This is a genomic window from Streptomyces piniterrae (genome assembly GCF_005048155.1).
Lineage (GTDB): Bacteria > Actinomycetota > Actinomycetes > Streptomycetales > Streptomycetaceae > Streptomyces > Streptomyces piniterrae.
Genome location: NZ_SUMB01000005.1, coordinates 32191 through 51018, shown reverse-complemented (window position 1 = coordinate 51018; position 18828 = coordinate 32191). Strand labels below are relative to the sequence as shown.

The window sequence follows — 18828 nt, the reverse complement described above, 5'->3', positions numbered from 1 at the left end:
CGCCCCGCCCACCAGGTGGCCGCGGCGGGCCGCCCCACCGGCCCGCCACCACCCCGGACCGTCCGCTTTCTGAGACAGCACGGTCCGCAACCCAGACTTCCCGGGCGCGCCCCGACGCCCCGGAGCGACGCCGGGGCCCGCGCCTCTCACCCCGATCCCACATCGCGGACAAACGCGTCTCACCATCCGACACGCCGGTGACACGCCCCGCCGTCCCTCCCTACGATCGGCCCCATGCAGAGCGCATTGAGCGGTCTCCTTCCACGGGGACAGGCGGTATTGACGAAGCGGCGGGCAGTCGACCTGTGCCGCGTCGCCGCGATGCTCTGTCGCCCTGTCTGACGGGTTCTCCCCTCCCGTTTTCACCCGGCCGGCCTCTCGGCCGACCCCCGTATGTACCCGGCGCAGCGCCGCGCGCATAACCCGGACTCCCACTGGGAAGTGCTGAGCGCGCACTCGGCGTACCCGCGTGCACACGCACCACCCCTCAACTGCCCCCCGTAACTGCCCCGGAGGAGAAAAACAATGAGCCGTAGCGACGTCCTGGTGGACGCCGACTGGGTTGAGGCCCACATCGATGACCCCAAGGTGGTCATCGTCGAGGTCGACGAGGACACCTCGGCCTACGACAAGAACCACATCAAGAACGCGGTGCGCATCGACTGGAAGAAGGACCTCCAGGACCCGGTACGCCGCGACTTCGTCGACCAGGCGGGCTTCGAGAAGCTGCTCTCGGGCAAGGGCATCGCCAACGACGACACCGTCATCCTCTACGGCGGCAACAACAACTGGTTCGCGTCCTACGCCTACTGGTACTTCAAGCTCTACGGCCACGACAGCGTCAAGCTCCTCGACGGCGGCCGCAAGAAGTGGGAGCTGGACTCCCGCGACCTGGTCGACGGCTCGCAGGTGCCGGAGCGCGCGGCCACGGAGTACAAGGCCAAGGCCCAGGACACCGCCATCCGTGCCTTCCGTGACGACGTCGTCGCCGCCATCGGCAGCCTGAACCTGGTCGACGTCCGCTCCCCCGACGAGTTCAGCGGCAAGCTGCTCGCGCCGGCGCACCTCCCGCAGGAGCAGTCGCAGCGCCCCGGCCACGTGCCCAGCGCCCGCAACATCCCGTGGTCCAAGAACGCCAACGACGACGGCACCTTCAAGTCGGACGACGAGCTCAAGGCCCTCTACCAGGAGGAGTCCGTCGACCTGTCGAAGGACACCATCGCCTACTGCCGTATCGGTGAGCGTTCCGCGCTCACCTGGTTCGTGCTGCACGAGCTGCTCGGCCAGACCAACGTCAAGAACTACGACGGTTCCTGGACCGAGTACGGCTCGCTGGTCGGCGTTCCGATCGAGCTCGGCGCCAACAAGTAATTCCGGCGAAAGCCCTTACCCCTCAAGGAAGTACCCATGTGTGGAGCACAGGCCGGCGGCCCCGACGCCTCGACCATCAAGCCCGGTGAGACCACCATCCAGGGCAGCGTGACCAAGGACGGCGAGCCCGTCACCGGTTACGTCCGTCTGCTGGACAGCACCGGTGAGTTCACCGCCGAGGTCCCCACCTCGGCGACCGGACAGTTCCGCTTCTACGCGGCCGAGGGCACCTGGACTGTGCGTGCACTCGTCCCGGGCGGCACCGCGGACCGTACCGTCGTCGCCCAGCAGGGCGGCTTGGCGGAGGTCGCCATCGCCGTCTGACGACAACTGAGACCGTAGGGACCGCGCTCGCGGCCCCTACGGCCGGAGGGCCGCACCCCAGGGGTTTGGACACCTTGGCCGGGGTGCGGCCCTCCGCGCTGTCCGGGGGCGGACGCGCCGGCCCCCGCGCCACGGACGCCCGCCCCGCGTACCGACTTCCTCCCCGCCGGGCCCGGATCTACCGTGGACATATGTCCGCGCACAGCCGGCTGCCCGCACCACAGCGCCGTCATCGCAGGTACTTCGTGTTGATGGGCGTGTGCATCGTGCTGTTCGTGCTGGCCTGGAGCGTGGTGCGGCTCTGGTCGATCCCGGCGGCCGTGGGCATGTGCGTCGTCGCCATGGTCATCCCGCCGATCGCCGCGATCATCGGCAACCGCAGGGAGCCCGGCGAGCGCTGGTGGGACGAGTGCGGCGACCCGGAGTCCGACCGCTGGTGGCGCGAACTGGACGACCGGGACGACACCCGGCCGTAGGGCCTGCCGTTCCTCGGCGCGCCGGCGTGCCGCAGTGCATCCGCGCGCCTCAGTACACCAGCGCCTGTACGCCGTCCGGCATGATCTCGCTGACGAAGACCTGGGCGCCGGCGATGCCCGCCCCTTCGATCAGGTCCTTCTGCTCGATGTCGCGGCGCGCCGCGCACTGGGTGCAGACGGTGATCGCGCCGCCGCCCGCGAGGATCCCATCGATCAGGTCCGGCAGCGGCGCCGCATGCGGCAGCTCGAACTCGGCCGCCCGTCCCGGCAGCGCGAACCACGCCGACTCCCCGGTCAGCCACAGCGACACCTCGACGCCGCTGGCCACCGCCACCGCCGCCACCGTGAACGCCTGGGAGCACCGCTCGGGCGCGTCCAGCCCCGCCGTCACCTTGATCACGAGCTTCTTCGCCATGGGCCCAGACTAGAGGGGCCGACCCAGCGGCGGACCTCACAGCGCCGCCGTCAGTGCGGCGGACTAGACTCTCAGGCGGTCCGTTACACCTCACTCCGTCCAAGGAGCGCGCTCGTGCTTGAGGCAGTCTTCACCACCCTGCTCGTCCTGGTCGCCGTCGGCGTGGTCGCATTCGCCGGTCTGACCTGGAAGAAGCTGTACCAGGGCCAGCGCTGATTCCGTACACCACCTCCTAAAGATCGCCTGAGCTCATGATCGAGATCCCGTCCGACCTGAACCCGGCCCTCGTGCCGCTCGCCTTCCTCCTCGGCAACTGGGAGGGCGTCGGCGTGGCCGACTTCCCCGGCTCCGAGAAGTGCAACTTCGGGCAGGAGGTCAGCTTCACCCACGACGGCCGTGACTTCCTCGAGTACACCTCGCACAGCTGGGTGCTCGACAGCGAGGGCAAGAAGGTCCGCCCGCTGGAGACCGAGAGCGGCTACTGGCGCATCGACGCGGACCGCAAGGTCGAGATCGTGATGATCCGCGACCAGGGCGTGGTCGAGGTCTGGTACGGCGAGCTCGCCGACCGTAAGCCGCAGATCGACCTGGCCACCGACGCCATCGCGCGCACCGCCGCCTCCGGCCCGTACAGCGGCGGCAAGCGGCTCTACGGCTATGTCAACAGCGACCTGATGTGGGTCGGCGAGAAGGCCACCCCCGACGTTCCGCTGCGCCCGTACATGTCGGCGCATCTGAAGAAGACCGCCGACCTGAAGCAGTGGGCCGAGAGCCTGCCGGACGACATGCCGGACGGCGTCTCCTTCTTCAACCCGGACGGCACCCCCTACAAGGGCTGACCGGCACACACAGCGTGATGCGCCCCGCGGGGGAAGTCCGGTGAGAGTCCGGCGCTGACCCGCAACGGTTGAACGGAAGCTCCCTTCCGTAAGCCCGATCGCCCGCGGCGGCGCCAGCTCCTGCAACTCGCCGTGGACTGCGAGGGGACGCCGCCCGCCGTCGCGTCGCGATCCGGGCCGCCGCTCCTTCCCGTACGGACGCGGCCCGAGCCGAAAGCACGGCCCCCTTGGCACGCCCCGTCCGCACCACCCCCCTGGTGGCCGCGCTCCTCACCGCCCTCCTCGTCTCCCTGCTGTGCGGGGTCGGCCTCGGCGCCGCCGGGGTGGGCTGGGCGCAGGTGGTGCGCTATCTCGGCGCCGGACTGACCGGCGGCACCATCGGCCCCGACGAGGTCCCGGCCTACACCATCGTGTGGGAGCTGCGCTTCCCCCGGGCCGTCCTGGCCGCCGTCGTGGGCGCCGGGCTCTCCGCCATCGGCGTGGCCGTCCAGGCACTGGTACGCAACGCCCTCGCCGATCCGTTCGTCCTCGGTATCTCCTCCGGGGCCGCCGTCGGCGCCAACGCCGTACTCCTCTTCGGGGCGCTCGGCGCGCTCGGCGTCTGGGCGCTGTCGGTGTCCGCGTTCGTCTCCGCACTGCTCGCGATGGCCCTGGTGTACGCGGCGGCCCGCACCGCCCACGGCCTCACCCCGCTGCGCCTGGTGCTGACCGGCACCGCCATGTACTACGGCTTCTCCGCGATCACCACCCTGATGGTGTTCACCGCCGACCGCGGCGAGGCGGCCCGCTCGGCGATGATGTGGCTGCTGGGCAGCCTGAGCGGGGCCGGCTGGGGCTCGATACCGATCGCCGCGGTCGCGGTGGCCGGCGCACTGACCCATCTGCTGCTCTCCGCCGGCCGGCTGAACGCGCTGGCCATGGGCGACGAGACGGCCGCGGCCCTCGGGGTGGACGGGGAACGGCTGCGCCGCGAGCTGTTCGTCGTCGCCGCCGCGGTCACCGGCGCGGTGGTCGCCGTCAGCGGCGCGATCGGATTCGTGGGACTGATGGTGCCGCATGTGACGCGGATGCTGGTCGGCGCCGACCACCGCCGGGTGCTCGCCGTCGCACCGCTGCTGGGCGCCGTACTGCTGGTGTGGGTGGATCTGCTGTCCCGGGTGCTGCTGGCGCCCGTGGAACTCCCCGTGGGTGTGCTCACCGCGGTCATCGGCGTGCCCTGCTTCGTGCTGCTGATGCGGCGGCGCGGCTACACCTTCGGAGGCGGCGCCTGATGCGCATCGACATCGAGGACCTGTCCGTGGAGGTGGCCGGCACCCGCCTCGTCCACGACATCGCGCTACGCGCCGGCAGCGGCCGGCTCGTCGGGCTGGTCGGCCCCAACGGCAGCGGCAAGTCCACCCTGCTGCGCTGCGTCTACCGCGCGCTGCGCCCGGCCGCGGGAACCGTGCGCCTGGACGGCGAGGATCTGCACGCCCTCAGCGCGCGCGAGGGCGCCCGGCGGCTGGCCGCGCTCCCCCAAGAGGCGTCCACGGAGTTCGACTTCACCGTCGCCGAGGTCGTCGCGATGGGACGGCTGCCGCACCAGCGCGGCTCGGGCCGGGCGAACGCCGACGACAGGGACGTCTGCGCGCGCACGCTGGCCCGGGTCGGCGCGGCCCACCTGGCCGACCGCGGCTTCCTCAGCCTCTCCGGCGGCGAGAAGCAGCGAGTGCTGATCGCCCGCGCGCTCGCCCAGGAACCCGAGGTGCTGGTGCTCGACGAGCCCACCAACCACCTTGACATCGCCCAGCAGTTGGAGGTCCTGGCACTGGTCCGCGACAGCCGGCTGACCGTGCTCACCGCCCTCCACGACCTCAACCTGGCCGCCGTGCACTGCGATGACCTCCACGTCATCGCGGACGGCCGGATCGTCGCCTCCGGCGCGCCGTACGACGTCCTGACGCCCGAGCTGCTCGCCGAGGTCTTCGGGGTACGCGCGCACCGCGTACGACACCCCGAAACCGGCGCCCTGCAGCTGCTGTTCGACCGTCTCACCCGCTAAGGACCCCCCATGCCCCGCCGCGCCACCGTGCTGCTCACCGTCCTCTCCCTCGCCGCGCTCACCGGCTGCGGCGCCCAGGTCGCCGCCGACGGCAAGGACACCGCCGCGCCCTCCGGGCACTACCCGGTCACCATCGAGAACTGCGGCGTCAGAACGACGTACGACAAGGCGCCGCGGCGCGTGGTCACCAACGACGTGGGCATCGCCGACATCATGTTCGCGCTCGGCCTGGAAGACCACATGGCCGGCTATGTCATGCCCGCCTACCGGGGCGACATCGACGCCGTCGCGTGGAAGGCCGCCTACGGCAAGGTGCCCTGGCTCTCCAAGAAGGCCATCACCAAGGAGATCGCCCTGGACGCGCGGGCCGACCTGGTCTTCGCCGGCTGGCACTACGGCTTCGGCGAGGACAGCGGCGTCACCCCCGCGTCCCTGAAGAAGCTCGGCATCGGCAGCTACGTCCTGACCGAGTCCTGCCGCAACAGCACCACCGGCGGCTCGCGCGGCGTGATGCCGCCCCTGGAGGCCCTCTACACCGACCTGGAGACGCTGGGGAAGATCTTCGATGTGGAGGACCGGGCCGCCGCACTGATCAAGAAGTACAGGAAGCAGGTCGCCGACGCGCAGGCCAAGGCCCCCGAGGAGGGCGAGCGGCCCTCGGTCTTCCTGTACGACGGCGGCGAGGACAAGCCGCTGACCTCGGGCAAATACGCCGGCCCGCACGACATCATCACCAAGGCCGGCGGCGACCACGTCATGAAGGACCTCAAGGACTCCTGGACGACCGTCGGCTGGGAGACCATCGTCGAGCGCGACCCGGACGTCATCGTCATCAACGACTACGGCACACCGACCGCCGCCCAGAAAAAGGCGTTCCTGATGTCCTACCCGCCCCTCGCCAACGTCTCCGCGATCAAGCACCACCGCATTTACGTCATGGATTACGCCGATCTGGTCGAGAGCCCGCGCAACCCCGCCGCCGTCACCGCACTGGCCGGCTATCTGCGGAACGTACGAAGGGGCTGACGAACGTACGAAGGGGCCGACCACCCTCCTACACTGGGCCTGTGGTGACGACCGACTGGCAGAGCGACCTCCGCAGGCGCGGGTACCGCCTGACCCCGCAGCGTCAGCTCGTGCTGGAGGCTGTGGACAGGCTGGAACACGCCACCCCCGACGACATCCTCACCGAGGTGCGCAAGACGGCGGGCGGCGTGAACATCTCCACCGTCTACCGGACCCTGGAGCTCCTGGAGGAGCTGGATCTGGTCAGCCATGCCCACCTCGGCCACGGCGCGCCGACGTACCACCTCGCCGACCGGCACCACCACATCCACCTGGTGTGCCGGGACTGCACGGACGTCATCGAGGCGGATCTGTCGGTGGCCGCGCCGTTCACCGCGAAACTGCGCGAACAGTTCGGCTTCGAGACCGATATGAAGCATTTCGCGATCTTCGGCCGCTGCGCGAAGTGCACGGAGAAAACCAAACGGGGCGAGGACGAGGGGCAGGGGTAGGTCGTAGGGCAGGGGTAGGGCGTAGGGCAGGGGCCGGGTTCAGGTCCTCCGGGAAGACCGTCCCCAGGGCTGCGGATGCCGTTCCCCGGCGGGCTGCGGATACCGCCCCGGCGAGCCGGGAAGCCGGGAATACCGCCCCGCGCCCCCGCGTTGTGGACCCGCAGGGGGCCTTCACGTCCCCTAGGGGATCCGTTCGAACTCCCCCTAAGGGTCCCCAAGCCCCCTATGGGTGCGCCCTGGCGGTGTCACCCCCGAGTCGTAGGCTGGCCCCATGCTGCGAGATGTGAAATCCAGCCCCCTGCTGTCGCTGCCCGGCGCCGTTCCGGCCGAGGCTCCCGACGAAGGCGTCGCCGCGCATTACGGCGATCTCTTCCGGGAGCAGCGCGCCCTCGCCGACGGCTCCGGCTTCGTGGACCTCTCGCACCGCGGCGTGGTCACCGTCACCGGCGTCGAGCGGCTGAGCTGGCTGCATCTGCTGCTCACCCAGCACGTCAGCGACCTTCGGCCCGGCAATGCCACGGAGGCGCTGATCCTCTCCGCGCACGGCCATATCGAGCATGCGCTCTACCTCGTCGACGACGGCGAGACGACCTGGATGCACACAGAGCCCGGCACCCAGGAGGCGCTGATCGCCTACCTGGAGAGCATGAAGTTCTTCTACCGCGTCGAGGTCGCCGACCGCAGCGACGAGTTCGCCGTGGTGCACCTCCCGGCCGGTTCCATCACCGAGGTGCCCGAGGACACCGTCGTACGCGAGACCGCGCACGGCCGCGACCTCTTCCTCCCGCGCGCCGACCTGGAGTCCTTCGCCGCCGGGCACGGCCCGGCGATCGGCATCCTGGCTCTGGAGGCGCTGCGCGTCGAGGCGCACCGCCCCCGTCTCGGCCTGGAGACCGACCACCGCACCATCCCGCACGAGCTGGGCTGGATCGGCACCGCCGTCCACCTCCAGAAGGGTTGCTACCGCGGCCAGGAGACCGTCGCCCGGGTGCACAACCTGGGGAAGCCGCCGCGCCGGCTGGTCTTTCTGCACCTGGACGGCAGCGAGGTGCATCTGCCGCCGCACGGGACGCCGGTACGGCTGGCCTCGGAGGGCGAGGAGGGCCGGCAGCTCGGCTTCATCACCACGTCGGCCCGGCACCACGAGCTGGGCCCGATCGCGTTGGCCCTGGTCAAGCGCAATGTGCCGACCGACGCGCAGCTGAGTGCGGGCGGGACGGCGGCGGCGCAGGAGGTCGTGGTCGAGCCGTAAGGGTTTGGCTGCCCTGAGGGCCGTCAGGGTTTTCCCCTAGGGGATGCGCGGGCCCCCTGCAGGACCACAACGCGGGGCACCGGACGGGTATTCCCACGCCACGACGCGGGGTCACCGGGCGTACGCCCACACCGCTACGCGCGGGGTCGCCGGACGGTATCCCCACGCCACAACGCACGGGGCTGCCGGGCGGTATCCCCACGCTTCAACGGGGGCACCGGCCGGGTATTCCCACGCCACAACGCGGGGGGGGATCAGCGGCCCCCCCGCCCGCCTACACCTCCACCAGCACCGTGAACGGCCCGTCGTTCGTCAGCGACACCTGCATGGCGGCGCCGAAGCGCCCGGTCTCGACCCGGGCGCCGAGTGCCCGCAGCTGTGCGACGACCTCGTCGACCAGCGGTTCCGCTACCGGTCCCGGTGCCGCCGCGTTCCAGGTGGGGCGGCGGCCTTTGCGGGCGTCACCGTAGAGAGTGAACTGGCTGATCACCAGCAACGGCGCCCCGGTGTCCGAACAGGACTTCTCGCCGTGCAGGATCCGCACCGACCACAGCTTGCGGGCGAGCTGTGCCGCCTTCTCCGCGGTGTCCTCGTGGGTGACCCCCACCAGCACGCACAGCCCTTCTCCGACGATCTCGCCGACCGTCTCCCCTGCCACGTCGACACGTGCCCCGTCAACTCTCTGCACCACAGCTCGCATATCCGCCATGATGCCTGGGGGCCACCGGTGTTCCGACAGCCGCCCCACGGCGTCCGTTCGGGTGCCCTGGCCCTGCACGCTGACCACGCAGAGTGGCACGATGCGTGCACGTGGTGCCTTCCACGGCTCCCAGCCCTGGATGCCGCACCGGACGAGGGGACGGAACGTTCATGACCACTGCCGGCTCCGGGCAGACACCCGGTCCCGTACCAGCCGCCCGTACGACACCGCCCGCGCGTACGGCACCGCCCGCCCAGACGACCACCGGTCTCACGCCACCGACCGCCGGTCCCACCCCACCGACCGCCGGTCTCACTCCACCGACCGCCGTGACGACGGCCCCGACCGCGGCCCCGGCTCCGGCCGCGGCCACGACCACGGCGACGGCTCGCGTCGAGGCCACCCGCACCGAGGACGGCACCATGCTCCAGGCAGGCCAGACGCAGCACCCCCGCCCTCCGCAGCAGCGCGACCGCTTCCACCCGGTCGAGACACCGGACCTGTCCGGGCTGGGGCTGCCCGAGCTGCGGGTGGTACGGCGTGACTCGCAGCAGGAGGAGGCCGATCTGAGCTATCTGCGGCGGCTGTTGCAGGGCCGGATCGACATCCTGCGGGCCGAGATCGCCCGCAGGACGGCGCAGCATTCGCCGCTGCTGGACCGTCTCCCGGAGATCCTCACGGACGTACCGTCGCGGCATCGCTCGTCCGCCCGGCATGTGACGCTGGGGACGCCGCACAGCGAGGAGTACCGACGACTGGCCGAGGAGATGCTCGGCGAGGTCGAGCTGTCCGATCTGACGGCCCGTACGGACCAGGAGCTGCACGATGCGATGGGGCGGCTGATCCGCTACGAGCGGCAGGTCTCCCGGCGCCGTCAGTCGCTGCAGAGAATGGCCGACGATTGCAGCGCCGAAATCGCACGCAGGTACCGTGAAGGTGAAGCACAAGTAGACGACCTGCTGTCCTGACACCGGCCACAAGCCTTCGGGGGGCGCGGGTCACTTCCCCGGAAGGCCGCCGATGACCTCGCCCAGCCCGATACCCGTGAAGTCCCCCGACGCGCCGTCGTCCCCGGAGCCCGCGATATCCCCGGTTCTCGCCGAGGTCGTCCGGTCCGGGTTCGTCGAGGGGCGGCACCGCGGCTCGCTGGTGGTCCTCGCGGCGGACGGGGGCGTGGAGTGGTCGCTCGGCGATATCACCGCCCCGGTCTTCCCCCGCTCGGCGAACAAGCCGATGCAGGCAGCGGCCGTGCTGCGGGCGGGCCTGGAGCTGTCCGGTGAGCGGCTGGCGCTGGCCGCCGCGAGCCACTCGGGTGAGCCCTTCCACCTCGATCTCGTCCGCACCATGCTGACCGAGCACGATCTGTCCGCCGACCAGCTGCAGACCCCGCCGGACCTGCCGCTGGACCCGGAGGAGACGGAGCGCTACCTGGCGTCGGGCCTGGTCCGCGACCGGCTCGCCATGAACTGCTCCGGCAAGCACACCGCGATGCTGGCCGCCTGCGCCGTCAACGGCTGGCCCCTCGACTCGTATCTCGACGAGGACCACCCGCTGCAGCAGCTGGTGCTCGACGGCGTGCGCACGGCGAGCGGCGAGGACGTCGCCCATATCGGCACGGACGGCTGCGGCGCGCCCCTGATGTCGCTTTCGCTGACCGGCCTGGCCCGCGCCTTCCGGCACTTCGTGCTGGCCGCGCCCGGCACCCCGGAGCGCCGTGTCGCGGACGCGATGCGCGCCCATCCGGAGTACGTCGCCGGCACCCGGCGCCCCGACACCTGGCTGATGCGGGCGCTGCCCGGCACCCTGTCGAAGATGGGCGCGGAGGCCGTCCAGGCGCTGGCTCTGCCGGACGGCCGCGCCCTGGCCTTCAAGATCGACGACGGTGCCATCCGCACGCTCGGCCCGGTCCTGGCCCGCGTGCTGCGCCAGATGGGTGTCGACGACCCCGTTCTGGCCCGAATCGAGAATGTGCCGCTGCTGGGCGGCGGCGAGCGGGTGGGGGAGATCCGGGCTTCGTTCTGACGGCGGCGTTCTGGCGGCGGATGCGCTGGGCGGCGGACCTTCCGCCGGCCGGGTGGGAGAAATCCGGGAGCGGTCCGCCGGGGGCGTCGTTACCGTACGGATCATGAGCATCGAGGTCCGTACGGTGGGCGACGACGACATACCTGGCTGGATCACGGCGCTGGCGGGGGGCTTCCTGCACCCCCCGGTGGCCACCGACGAGGACGTCGCCTTCCGCACCGCCCATTACGACCCCGCCCGGACCCAGGGTGCGTACGACGGCGGGCGCTGCGTCGCCACCTTCCGCAGCTTCGCGCAGGAGCTGACGGTGGTGGGCGGTGCGCGACTGTCCGCCGACGCCGTCACGGGCGTCACCGTGTCGCCGACGCACCGGCGGCGCGGCCTGCTGACCCGGATGGTGGAGAACGATCTGCGGGCCGCCAAGGAGCGCGGCGACACCGTCTCCACCCTGATCGCCGCCGAGTACCCGATCTACGGGCGGTTCGGCTACGGCCCTGCGGCCTGGACCACGTCCTGGCGGATCGACGTGGCCCGCACCCGGCTCGATCCGCGGCACGCCGCACCGGAGAGCGGCGGCCGGATCGACTTCGCCACCTCCGAGGAGGTCCGCGCGCTCGGGCCCGGTCTCCACGACCGCTTCCGCGTCCGGGTGCCGGGCGCCGTGTCCCGTACCGACGCGTGGTGGGACCGGAACACCGGGACCGTCCGCCTCCCCAGCTCCCCGTGGACCGAGCGGCACAACGCCGTCTACCGCTCCCCGTCCGGCGAGATCGAGGGCCTGGCCTGCTTCACCGTCAAGGCGCGCTGGGAGGCCAAACGGCCGGAGAACACCGCCCTGGTGGACGGGCTGATCGCGACCACGCCCGCGGCCGAGCGCGCGCTGTGGCAGTTCCTGTGTTCCATCGACTGGGTGCTGCACGTCGACACCGGGAACCGCGGCCCCGACGATCTGCTGCCGCACTTCCTGGGCGATCCGCGGGCGGCGGCCGTCCAGGACCACTCCGACTTCCTGTGGCTGCGCCCGCTGGACGTCCCCCGGATGCTGGAGGCGCGTACGTATCCGGTGTCCGGCTCCCTCGTCCTGGAGGTCGAGGACCGCGCAGGGCTGGCCGGCGGCCGCTTCCTGCTGGACGCGGGACCGGACGGCGCCACCTGCACACCGACCACCCGTTCCGCTCAACTCGCCCTGGGTGTGGGCGAGTTGGCGACGCTCTATCTGGGGGACGCGCCCGCGTCGCGGCTGGCGGCCCTGGGCACGGTCCGCGAGGAGCGGGCGGGCGCGGTCGCCACCGCCGATCTGCTGCTGCATACGGCGGCGCGGCCGTGGTGCCCGGACATGTTCTGAGGCGGCGAGGCAGCGAGGCGGCGAGGCGGCGCTGACCGGCCCGTGGGGGCCGCCCTTGGGGGCGAGTTCCCCGTAGGGGCGCGCGGACGCTGCCCCAATGGCGATGGCCTGCATAAAGTGGCGATGAGACAGTGCACCAACGGTTCACCAGAGGACACGGGTGCGGCTGAGCACGCAGCGCACCACCCACCACAGCAGGAGGCCGGCGACCATGAGCGACGCGAATTCCGAGCCGAAGGGGCCCGAGGCGATCGAGCACGCGCATGACCCCGAGGTGCTGCAGCTCGCGGCCAAGGTGTTCGACCTGGCGCGGCACGGCGACACGGACACGGTCGCCGCGTACGTGGACGCGGGAGTGCCCGCCAACCTGACGAACGACAAGGGCGACTCCCTGGTGATGCTGGCCGCGTACCACGGCCATGGGGCCACCGTGGAGGCGCTGCTCCAGCGCGGCGGCGACCCCGACCGCCCCAACGACCGGGGTCAGACGCCGCTGGCCGGTGCGGTGTTCAAGGGCGAGGACGAGGTCATCAAGGTGCTGCTCGCGCATGGCGCGGACCCGACGAAGGGGACGCCGTCGGCGATCGAGACGGCGCGGATGTTCCAGAAGTCGGAGCTGCTGAAGCAGTTCGGGGCGGAGTGACGGCCGGGGAGGCGGCGGCGAGGAGCGACGGCGAGGAACGAGGGTGAGCGCACTGAGCACAGAGGTTGACCTGAAGTTCAGTTGAGGTCCTAGCGTCGGGGCCTGACGGCGACACCGCCGGTCAGACACCCACGCACCCGGGGCGCGCACGCTCTCCCGCGCCGCGTTCCCGCCTCAACGAAGGGCTCCTCGTATGTCCGATCGCCTGTCCGAGCACCGCTACTCCCTCGCAGTGATCGTCGGCAGCACCCGGGAGGGCCGGTTCGCGCCCGTCGTCGCGAACTGGTTCGCCCGGCACGCCGAGAACCATCCGGACATCACGGTCGACGTCGACGTCATCGACCTGGGCACCATCCGGCCCTACGAACTCCGTTACGGCAGTGAGGAATACGCCTCCTTCGCCAAGCGCGTCGACGCGGCGGACGCCTTCGTCGTGATCACCCCGGAGTACAACCACTCCTTCCCCGCGCCCCTCAAGCACGCCATCGACCTGCTGCAGCCGCAGTGGCGGGCCAAGCCGGTGGGCTTCGTCTCGTACGGCGGGATCTCGGGCGGGCTCCGCGCCGTCGAGCAACTGCGGCTGGTCTTCGCCGAGTTGCATGCCGTGACGGTGCGCGAAACGGTGAGCTTCGCCGGCGCCGGAAGCCTCTTCGACGACGAGGGGCGGCTGCACGACCCGGCCCCGGCGACCAAGGCCGCCGATGCCCTGCTCAAGCAGCTGACGTGGTGGGCCGTCTCCCTCCGGGAGGCCCGGACGGCCCGGCCTTACGGCGCCTAGCCCCGGCGGGTGGTCTCGCCCCCGACCCTCAGCCCTCCTCCCCCTCTTCCTTCTCCTCCGGCTTCTCCTCCGGGCCGATCGTGCGGTCGACGAGGGCGGAGATCAGGCCGTCGGTGTCCTCGACGGGCACGACCCCCGGCAGTGTGAGCTGCTCCAGCATCAGCCCGGTCATCGCGAGATAGATCAGCACCACGGCGGTACGGTCGCCCGGCAGCCCGCTCTCCAGGTGGAAGCGGATGTCCTCGTCGAGCGTCTCGCGGATGACCCGGGTCAGCGCGGCCCGCAGTTCGGGGCGCCGGGTCGCCTCCAGGCGTAGCTCCAGCATCGCCAGGTAGCCGGTACGGTGCTCGGTCACCCGACGGTTGATCCACCCCATCAGCTCGGCCACCAGCGCCCGGCTCGGCGGCGCCGCCATCACCGCGGTCACCTCGTCCGGGTCGGGCGCGATGCGTTCGTGGATCTGCCCGGTGACCTGGGCCAGGAGATCGTCCCGGCTGGCGAAGTAGTTGGACGCCGTGCCGTTGGGCACCGCCGCGGCCGTATCGACGGCACGGAAGGTCAGCCCACGGGCGCCGTCCCGCGCCAGCACCTCGATAGCGGCATCCACCAGCGCCGTACGCCGCTCAGGATTACGCACCATGCCGTCTCCCTGTTCCTCGCGAAATCCACAACCCCCTTGCAACCACTACGGCTAGAGTACTACAACTGAAGTGGTTCACCGGGGCTTCCCCGGACCTACCCGATTCCGGAGAGGACATCCATGCGCTTCGCCAAGCTCGGCACCGCCCTGCTCACCGACGACGTCGCCGCCAGCACCCGCTTCTACGTCGATCACTTCGACTTCCGGCCGCTCGCCGAACTGGACTGGTACGCCAGCCTCCAGCACCCCCAACACCCGGACTACACCCTTGATTTCGTGCTGCGCGGGCACGAGGCCATGCCGGCCGACTTCCGGGCCCAGAAGACCGGGGGCGCACTCCTCGGCTTCCTCGTCACGGACGCCGCGGCGGAGGAAGCGGCCCTGCGCGCCAAGGGCGTCCCCATAGCCGAGCCCCTGCGGGACGAGCCCTGGGGCCAGCGCCGATTCAACGTCTGGGCCCCCGAGGGCACCCTGATCGAGGTGCTCCAGAACATCGACCCCGACCCGGAATGGCTGGCCGCCCAGGGACTGTGAGCCCGTAGGCCGTCTGACGTATGCCGTAGGCCGTGTCCCGTAGGCCCCGTGCCGAAAGCCGCCCGCCGTACGCCGTGCTCGATTACTCCGCGGCGGGGCGCTCCTGCACCGCCCAGCCGTTCCCGTCCGGGTCGGTGAAGTAGACAAACGAGTTCCATGGCTCGCCGGGTCCTTCGGCCATCGCGCCGTCCTCCACATGCTGCACGGGACCGGCCGCCACCCCGTGCTCCAGCAACTGGGCGCGGGCCGCCGCGACATCGGACACCACCAGTTGCAGCCCCCGTACGGAGCCCGGCTCCGCCGTGTCCACGCCGGCACCCGCGCCGATGACGATCGAGCAGCCCGACCCGGGAGGCGTCAGCTGCACAATCCGCACGTCCTCGCCGATGCGGACGTCGTGGTCGACGGCAAAGCCCACCTGCTCGCTGTAGAAACGCTTCGCCCGGTCCACGTCGGACACCGGAACCGGCACCAGTTCGAGCTTCCAGTCCATGGCGCGCCGCCCTTCCGTACGGGCAACGGAGTACGCCCAGCAGCGGCAGCCGAGGGCCTTGTCGCGCCCGGAAAAAGTCTAGGCAGTGAGCGGCGACCCCGCCGGTCGACGGGCCGGGGGGACGGGCCGCGGCCGGGCACCCGCCCGCTGCCGCTCCCCTCGGCCCCTCCCCTCGCCCCCTCACCCGTCCACGAACGTCATGCTCACCTCGTCGTAGCGCGTCCCGGCGATCTGCGTGGGCGGTGCCGCGGCGTCGATCTCGGCGAGTTCATCGGCGGTCAGCCGTACGGAGAGCGCGCCGAGGTTCTCCTCCAGGTACTTCTCCCGGCGGGTGCCCGGGATCGGCACGACATCGTCGCCGCGGTACTGCACCCACGCCAGGGCCAGCTGCCCGGCGGTGACGCCCTTCTCGGCGGCCAGTTCGTTCAGCTGCTCCACGATGGCGAGGTTCTGCTCCAGATTGCCGTCGGCGAACCGGGGCTGGGTCCGGCGCAGATCGGACTCCGGCAGCCCGTCCACCGAGGTGTAACGCCCGGTCAGAAAGCCGCGTCCGAGCGGTGAGAACGGCACCAGGCCGATGCCGAGCTCCCGGCACACCGGCGCGATCTCATGCTCCAGATCGCGGGTCCACAGCGACCACTCGCTCTGCAGCGCGGCGATCGGATGCACCGCATGCGCCCGCCGGAGGGTGGCCGCGCTCGCCTCGGACAGGCCGAGGTGCCGCACCTTGCCGGCCATGACGAGCTCGGCCATCGCGCCGACGGTCTCCTCGATCGGCACATCCGGGTCGACCCGGTGCTGGTAGTAGAGGTCGATGTGGTCGACCCCGAGCCGGCGCAGCGACGCGTCACAGGCCTGCCGTACGTACGCGGCGTCGCCCCGGATCACGGTCGGCTCCCCCAGCCGGTTGGCGAACCCGAACTTCGTCGCCAGCACCACGGCATCCCGGTGTCCGGCGATGGCCCGCCCGATCAGCTCCTCGTTGTGGCCCGCCCCGTAGAAGTCGGCGGTGTCCAGCAAGCTGACTCCGAGGTCGAGCGCCCGGCGGATGGTCGCGATCGACTGCTCGTCGTCCGCGGCCCCGTATCCGTGGCTCATCCCCATACAGCCGAGCCCCTGCGCCGAAACCGCCAGCTCACCAAGGTGACGCGTGGGAATGTCCGTCATGCTGCTACCTCCTGGCGCTGTACCGCGGATGGATCCGGGACCTGCCCCTGGATCACGGTTCAGACGTTAGGAGTTCGAGCGCGCTCCAAGTCAACAACGCTCCGAACGCCGCCCGGCGTCACCCGCCCGTCAGCCATCACCGATCCCATCAGCCATCGCCGCGGCCGTCAGCCATCACCGCGGCCGTCTTCTCCGGCAATCGCCCGCAGGGACCGGCAGTGGGCGGTGAAGGCGGCCCGGCCGTCCTCGGTGAGCGCGAGCCAGGTACGCGGACGCTTGCCGACGTACCCCTTCGTGACCGCGACATAGCCCGCCTTCTCCAACGTGGCGACCTGCCGCGAGAGCACCGAGTCGCTCACCTCGACCGTGTCGCGGACGAACGCGAACTCGGCTTTGTCGGCGGCCGCCAGGGTCGCCACGATGGAGAAGCGAACCGGCGCGTGTATCACCTCGTCGAGCCCATGTCGCGGATGGGCGCCGGGGCGCGAACGGGTTCCAGGGCTCGCCTGGGCTCCAGAATGCGCATCACTCACCGTCGGGCCTCCAGATAACCGCCTATCAGGCCGGGAAGTGCCACCAGCATCGCGCCGGGGACCCACCATGCCTCGACACCCCGGAACCAGGTGATCCCCGGAAACAGTACGGCGAAGAAGAGCAGCGCCCAGGCCATGATCAGGCCGTTGTTCCAACGGGTGAATCCGCGCCGGGCAACGGGCTGCCGGGCGGCGTACACCGAGAGTCCCGTGAGCGCGAGAATCCAGAAGCCGATTCCGAACGCCACATTGTACGGATGGCTCAACAGCCCGATCGCGAGCATCGAGACGGCGGCCGCGCATCCGTATGCCACTTGGTAGCGGACGGACCACTTGGATCCGTTCCGAACGGTGGATCCCAACTCCCGCGCGCGAGCCAGTGCGGCCGCCGCGTCCTTCGAGGCGTACTCGGACACTCCAGTCCTCCCCCTTGCCGATCGATCCCTGCCGATCGATCCCCTGTTCCATAAGCATGACAAGTACTTTCCAGTTTGACAAGTACTTTCCAGATGCCAGCCGAAGGGTGCCTACAGCGAACTCCACCTCGCCGAAGGCAGCTTGACGGTGGCCCAGGGAAGCCGCCCGAGCGCGCCCGCGCGGCCCTCATCCGCACGCCTTACCCGAGCTCGGGTAAAGTTGCCGTCTCCAGCAGTGGACCGACCCAGGAGGTGAGACCGATTCCCCGCCAGACCAGGCAGGTGCTCCCGTCTCGCGCGCGTGCGGTCCACCCGACACAGGTGACCGCCCGACAGACGTGACCCGGGGAGCGCCATCGGCGTCCCGAAAGGCTCACATGTCGACCATCCCGTCACCGCACCCCTCACCGGGAATCGCGGCACAGTCCGCACCTCTCTCCTCTCCGCTCGACTCTCTCCTCGCCCCTCCCCTCACCCGCCCCGCCGTCGTCGCCAGGCTTCGCGCCGCCGGCTGTGTCTTCGCCGAGGACGAGGCGGAGTTGCTCGTCTCCACGGCACGTACGCCGGACGAGCTCGCCGCCATGGTGGAACGGCGGACCGGTGGCCTCCCGCTCGAACACGTCCTGGGCTGGGCCGAGTTCGCCGGCCTGCGCGTCGCGGTGGATCCCGGGGTCTTCGTGCCGCGCCGCCGCACCGAGTTCCTCCTCGGCCGGGCCGTCGGCCTCGCCCGCGCCCTCGACCGGCCGCGGCCCGTCATCGTCGACCTGTGCTGCGGCTCGGGCGCGGTGGGCGCCGCGCTGGCCGCCGCCCTGGGCCGGGTCGAGCTGTACGCCGCGGACATCGAACCCGCCGCGGTGCGCTGCGCCCGCCGCAACCTCGCTGCCGCCGGTGGCGAGGTCCACGAGGGCGACCTCTTCGCCGCGCTGCCCGCCGGCCTGCGGGGCCGCATCGACGTCCTGGTGGCCAACGTTCCCTACGTACCGACCGACGAGGTCGGACTGCTTCCCCCGGAGGCCCGCGAGCACGAGCCGCTGGTGGCGCTCGACGGCGGCGCGGACGGGCTCGACGTCCTGCGGCGGGTGACCGCGGCCGCGCCGGAATGGCTGGCGCCCGGCGGCCATGTACTGGTCGAGACGAGCGAGCGGCAGGCGCCCCACGCCGTCGAGGCCTTCGCCCGCAACGGGCTCGTCCCTCAGGTGGCCGGCGACGACGACCTGTACGCCACGGTCGTCATAGGCACCGGAACCGGTACGGGACGCGGCACGGGATCCAGCACCCACCACCAGGCCCCACGACCCGCCCACCACTCCTGCTAGCGCTTG

At 71.1% G+C, this 18828-nt stretch carries 24 protein-coding genes; 17 read left to right on the top strand and 7 right to left on the bottom strand.

Features of this window, described 5'->3' with window-relative positions:
* The first annotated feature begins 234 nt into the window (after positions 1–234).
* From FCH28_RS40105 to FCH28_RS16540, 4 genes are all read left to right on the top strand, one after another.
* On the top strand, positions 235–342 hold the full coding sequence (locus tag FCH28_RS40105) for an Ms5788A family Cys-rich leader peptide (RefSeq protein ID WP_425471939.1): 108 nt from the start codon (positions 235–237) through the stop codon (positions 340–342).
* A gap of 183 nt (positions 343–525) precedes the next feature.
* Complete coding sequence (locus FCH28_RS16550; protein WP_136740814.1) at positions 526–1371, top strand: sulfurtransferase; 846 nt, start codon at positions 526–528, stop codon at positions 1369–1371.
* A gap of 36 nt (positions 1372–1407) precedes the next feature.
* Entirely contained in the window at positions 1408–1695 is a 288-nt protein-coding gene (locus FCH28_RS16545; RefSeq protein WP_136740813.1) for a DUF1416 domain-containing protein, read from the top strand.
* Positions 1696–1886: 191 nt separating this feature from the next.
* The gene (locus FCH28_RS16540; protein ID WP_136740812.1) at positions 1887–2171 is read left to right on the top strand and encodes a DUF3099 domain-containing protein; all 285 of its coding nucleotides are present in this window, start codon (positions 1887–1889) and stop codon (positions 2169–2171) included.
* 49 nt (positions 2172–2220) lie between these two features.
* On the opposite strand, the gene FCH28_RS16535 is transcribed toward FCH28_RS16540, so the two are convergent.
* Entirely contained in the window at positions 2221–2586 is a 366-nt protein-coding gene (locus FCH28_RS16535) for a DsrE family protein (protein ID WP_136740811.1), read from the bottom strand.
* A 251-nt stretch (positions 2587–2837) separates the two neighbouring features.
* Here FCH28_RS16535 and FCH28_RS16530 point away from each other — a divergent pair, with 251 nt between their 5' ends.
* From FCH28_RS16530 to ygfZ, 6 genes are all read left to right on the top strand, one after another.
* Entirely contained in the window at positions 2838–3425 is a 588-nt protein-coding gene (locus FCH28_RS16530; protein ID WP_136740810.1) for a heme-binding beta-barrel domain-containing protein, read from the top strand.
* Positions 3426–3652: 227 nt separating this feature from the next.
* Positions 3653–4696 (top strand): FecCD family ABC transporter permease, encoded by a 1044-nt coding sequence (locus FCH28_RS16525; RefSeq protein WP_136740809.1) that lies wholly within the window; start codon positions 3653–3655, stop codon positions 4694–4696.
* Positions 4696–5466, top strand: a complete 771-nt coding sequence (locus FCH28_RS16520; RefSeq protein WP_136740808.1) for an ABC transporter ATP-binding protein — start codon at positions 4696–4698, stop codon at positions 5464–5466. The genes FCH28_RS16525 and FCH28_RS16520 overlap by 1 nt, the downstream gene beginning before the upstream one ends.
* Positions 5467–5475: 9 nt before the next feature.
* Entirely contained in the window at positions 5476–6492 is a 1017-nt protein-coding gene (locus tag FCH28_RS16515) for an ABC transporter substrate-binding protein (RefSeq protein WP_136740807.1), read from the top strand.
* A 41-nt stretch (positions 6493–6533) separates the two neighbouring features.
* Positions 6534–6983, top strand: a complete 450-nt coding sequence (locus FCH28_RS16510; RefSeq protein ID WP_136740806.1) for a Fur family transcriptional regulator — start codon at positions 6534–6536, stop codon at positions 6981–6983.
* Between the two features lie 271 nt (positions 6984–7254).
* The gene (ygfZ, locus tag FCH28_RS16505) at positions 7255–8235 is read left to right on the top strand and encodes a CAF17-like 4Fe-4S cluster assembly/insertion protein YgfZ (protein WP_136740805.1); all 981 of its coding nucleotides are present in this window, start codon (positions 7255–7257) and stop codon (positions 8233–8235) included.
* Between the two features lie 274 nt (positions 8236–8509).
* Here the strand turns inward: ygfZ and dtd are convergent, their stop codons facing one another.
* On the bottom strand, positions 8510–8935 hold the full coding sequence (dtd, locus tag FCH28_RS16500) for a D-aminoacyl-tRNA deacylase (RefSeq protein WP_136740804.1): 426 nt from the start codon (positions 8933–8935) through the stop codon (positions 8510–8512).
* Positions 8936–9357: 422 nt separating this feature from the next.
* Between dtd and FCH28_RS16495 the strand changes: the two genes are divergently transcribed.
* The 5 genes from FCH28_RS16495 to FCH28_RS16475 all read left to right on the top strand — a co-directional run bounded on the left by FCH28_RS16495 (position 9358) and on the right by FCH28_RS16475 (position 13723).
* Positions 9358–9903: an RsiG family protein gene (locus FCH28_RS16495; RefSeq protein WP_187363861.1), complete on the top strand. Its 546-nt coding sequence runs from the start codon at positions 9358–9360 to the stop codon at positions 9901–9903.
* Between the two features lie 52 nt (positions 9904–9955).
* Positions 9956–10957 carry an asparaginase gene (locus tag FCH28_RS16490; RefSeq protein WP_136740802.1) on the top strand — a complete coding sequence of 334 codons (1002 nt, stop codon included), beginning with the start codon at positions 9956–9958 and terminating at the stop codon, positions 10955–10957.
* A gap of 103 nt (positions 10958–11060) precedes the next feature.
* Entirely contained in the window at positions 11061–12302 is a 1242-nt protein-coding gene (locus FCH28_RS16485; protein WP_136740801.1) for a GNAT family N-acetyltransferase, read from the top strand.
* Between the two features lie 211 nt (positions 12303–12513).
* Positions 12514–12945 carry an ankyrin repeat domain-containing protein gene (locus tag FCH28_RS16480; RefSeq protein ID WP_136740800.1) on the top strand — a complete coding sequence of 144 codons (432 nt, stop codon included), beginning with the start codon at positions 12514–12516 and terminating at the stop codon, positions 12943–12945.
* Between the two features lie 193 nt (positions 12946–13138).
* Complete coding sequence (locus tag FCH28_RS16475) at positions 13139–13723, top strand: NADPH-dependent FMN reductase (protein ID WP_169314182.1); 585 nt, start codon at positions 13139–13141, stop codon at positions 13721–13723.
* Between the two features lie 28 nt (positions 13724–13751).
* Here the strand turns inward: FCH28_RS16475 and FCH28_RS16470 are convergent, their stop codons facing one another.
* Complete coding sequence (locus FCH28_RS16470; protein WP_136740799.1) at positions 13752–14363, bottom strand: TetR/AcrR family transcriptional regulator; 612 nt, start codon at positions 14361–14363, stop codon at positions 13752–13754.
* 120 nt (positions 14364–14483) lie between these two features.
* Between FCH28_RS16470 and FCH28_RS16465 the strand changes: the two genes are divergently transcribed.
* On the top strand, positions 14484–14897 hold the full coding sequence (locus FCH28_RS16465) for a VOC family protein (RefSeq protein ID WP_136740798.1): 414 nt from the start codon (positions 14484–14486) through the stop codon (positions 14895–14897).
* Between the two features lie 82 nt (positions 14898–14979).
* Here the strand turns inward: FCH28_RS16465 and FCH28_RS16460 are convergent, their stop codons facing one another.
* The 4 genes from FCH28_RS16460 to FCH28_RS16445 form a co-directional block, all read right to left on the bottom strand.
* Positions 14980–15390, bottom strand: a complete 411-nt coding sequence (locus FCH28_RS16460; RefSeq protein ID WP_136740797.1) for a VOC family protein — start codon at positions 15388–15390, stop codon at positions 14980–14982.
* 180 nt (positions 15391–15570) lie between these two features.
* Positions 15571–16557 (bottom strand): aldo/keto reductase, encoded by a 987-nt coding sequence (locus tag FCH28_RS16455; protein ID WP_136740796.1) that lies wholly within the window; start codon positions 16555–16557, stop codon positions 15571–15573.
* Positions 16558–16724: 167 nt separating this feature from the next.
* Positions 16725–17090, bottom strand: coding sequence for a winged helix-turn-helix domain-containing protein (locus FCH28_RS16450; RefSeq protein ID WP_136740795.1), 366 nt, complete (start codon positions 17088–17090; stop codon positions 16725–16727).
* Positions 17087–17506: a hypothetical protein gene (locus FCH28_RS16445; protein ID WP_136740794.1), complete on the bottom strand. Its 420-nt coding sequence runs from the start codon at positions 17504–17506 to the stop codon at positions 17087–17089. The genes FCH28_RS16450 and FCH28_RS16445 overlap by 4 nt, the downstream gene beginning before the upstream one ends.
* A gap of 377 nt (positions 17507–17883) precedes the next feature.
* Here FCH28_RS16445 and FCH28_RS16440 point away from each other — a divergent pair, with 377 nt between their 5' ends.
* The gene (locus FCH28_RS16440; RefSeq protein WP_136740793.1) at positions 17884–18822 is read left to right on the top strand and encodes a putative protein N(5)-glutamine methyltransferase; all 939 of its coding nucleotides are present in this window, start codon (positions 17884–17886) and stop codon (positions 18820–18822) included.
* The last annotated feature ends 6 nt before the right edge of the window (positions 18823–18828 follow it).